The 2,168-nt window shown below is 77.1% G+C and carries 2 protein-coding genes; both read left to right on the forward strand.

Annotated elements, in window-relative coordinates; genetic code table 11:
- Window positions 1-562: lytic transglycosylase domain-containing protein (locus ABEB16_RS04170; RefSeq protein WP_345711008.1), on the forward strand; the 562-nt coding region annotated here is incomplete at its 5' end.
- 80 nt (window positions 563-642) lie between these two features.
- Window positions 643-2,168 (forward strand): Stk1 family PASTA domain-containing Ser/Thr kinase (gene pknB / locus ABEB16_RS04175; RefSeq protein WP_345711009.1); only part of this gene is annotated, 1,526 nt, incomplete at its 3' end.

Consider the following 2,168-nt stretch of genomic DNA (forward strand, 5'->3'; position numbering starts at 1 on the left):
GCTCAACGGCCTCGACGCGCGCGGCTTCATCCGCGAGGGCCAGGTCCTCACCCTGCCCGGGGCGACCGCCCGCCGGGCCGGGGCCAAGCCCGCCTCCCCGGCACCGGTCAAGGCCGGTTCGGTGCTCGAGGCGGCCGCCGCCAACCGCGCGCACCTGGCCGACCAGCCCGTGCCCGACCGCGGCGCGATGCAGGACATCGTCCGCCGGGAGGCGCTGCGGCAGGGCCTGGACCCGGCGCTGGCGCTGGCGGTGGCCTACCAGGAGTCCGGCTTCAACATGCGCGCGGTCTCCCACGCCAACGCGATCGGCGCCATGCAGGTCATCCCGACCTCCGGGGAGTGGGCCTCGCAGCTCGTGGGCCGCCACCTCGACCTCTTCGACGCCGAGGACAACGCCACCGCCGGGGTGGCGATCCTGCGCCAGCTCACGCGCAACAACCCCGAGGACATCGCGATCGCCTCGTACTACCAGGGCAACGCCTCGGTGCTGGCCCGCGGCATGTACGACGACACCCGCCGCTACGTCGCCAACGTCCAGACCCTGCGGGCCCGCTTCTCCTGACGGGCCCGTCGCACACCGCGGCGCCCCGCCCGGCACGGCGTTGCCGGGCGGGCGACGCCGGGCTGCCTAGACTGCCCCGGATGGACGCGACCCTGTCCGACCCGCTCGTCGGCCGCCGCATCGACTCCCGCTACCGGGTGCTCGGGCGGATCGGCCGCGGCGGCATGGGCGTCGTCTACCGGGCCGAGGACGAGCGCCTGGAGCGCGAGGTGGCCCTCAAGGTGCTGCGCAGCGACCTCGCGCACGATGCGGACGCCCGGCAGCGCTTCGTGCGCGAGGCCAAGGCCGCGGCGCGGCTGGCGAACCCGCACGTGGTGAGCGTCCTGGACCAGGGCACCGACGGGGAGGTCGCCTACCTCGTCATGGAGCTGGTGCCGGGCCGCACGCTGCGCGACGCCATCAGCGAGCAGGGCCTGCTCACCCCGGGCGAGGCGCTGGCCGCGCTGGAGGACGTGCTCGACGCGCTCGCGGAGGCCCACCGCAAGGGCATCGTGCACCGCGACGTGAAACCGGCCAACGTCCTCGTCGACGACCACGGCCGGATCAAGGTCGCCGACTTCGGCCTGGCCCGCTCCGCCGCGGCCGCGACGACCGCCAGCGGGTCCACCGACCTGCTGGGCACCGCCGAGTACCTGGCCCCGGAACGGATGCGGGGCATCGCCGACGCCCGCAGCGACGTCTACGCCACCGGGGTGCTGCTCTTCGAGATGCTCACCGGGCAACCACCGTTCACCGGCGACACCCCGGCCAACCTCGCCTACCGGCACCTCTACGACGAGGTGCCGGCGCCCTCGGCCCTGGTCCCCGGGCTGCCCGCCCCGATCGACGGCCTCGTCCGGCACGCCACCGCCAAGGACCCCGCCGACCGCCCCGCCGACGCCGGGGAGTTCCTCGTGGAGGTCCGCGGGGTCCGCGCCGCGCTGGGCCCCGCCGACCTCGCGCTGCGGGCGCGGGCGGCCCCGGGGTCGGTCGGGACGGGCTCGACGGTGCGCATCCCGCTGGCCGCGGACGGCGCCCCCGCCGGGCCCGTCCCACCCGCCGCGGCCGGGGCGGCCCTGGCGGAGGGGATCGACCCGGCCGACATCGGCTACGGCCCCGGCGGGCGGACCCGGCGCGGCTGGCTCGTCGCGATGGTCGCGCTGGTGCTGGCCCTCGCGCTGGCCGCCGGGGTGGTGTGGTTCTACCGGGCGGGCCCGGGGGCCTACACCGACACCCCGCGCCCCCTCGTGGGCCGCAGCGAGGCGGACGCCCGCACCGCGCTGGGCGCCGCCGGCCTCGAGGTGCGCACCGAGCGGGCCTACGACGAGACCGTGCCCGAGGGCCAGGTGATCTCGACGCGGCCGCGGGAGGGCGAGGACGTCCGCAAGTCCGGGACGGTGACCCTCGTCGTCTCCCGCGGCCCGGAGCTCTTCGCCGTTCCGGCCCTGGTGCGGATGACCCGCGAGGACGCCGAGAAGGCGCTCGCCGAGGCGAACCTCGCCGTGGGCGAGGTCCGCGAGGAGTGGTCCGAGGACGTGCCGGCCGGTGAGGTGGTCTCCGCCGACCCCGCGCCGGACACCCGCCTGCGCCGCGACGCCCCGGTCGCGCTCGTCGTCAGCCGGGGCCG

Origin of the sequence: Kineococcus glutinatus (assembly GCF_039542765.1) — a bacterium.
Taxonomy (GTDB): Bacteria; Actinomycetota; Actinomycetes; order Actinomycetales; family Kineococcaceae; genus Kineococcus_A; species Kineococcus_A glutinatus.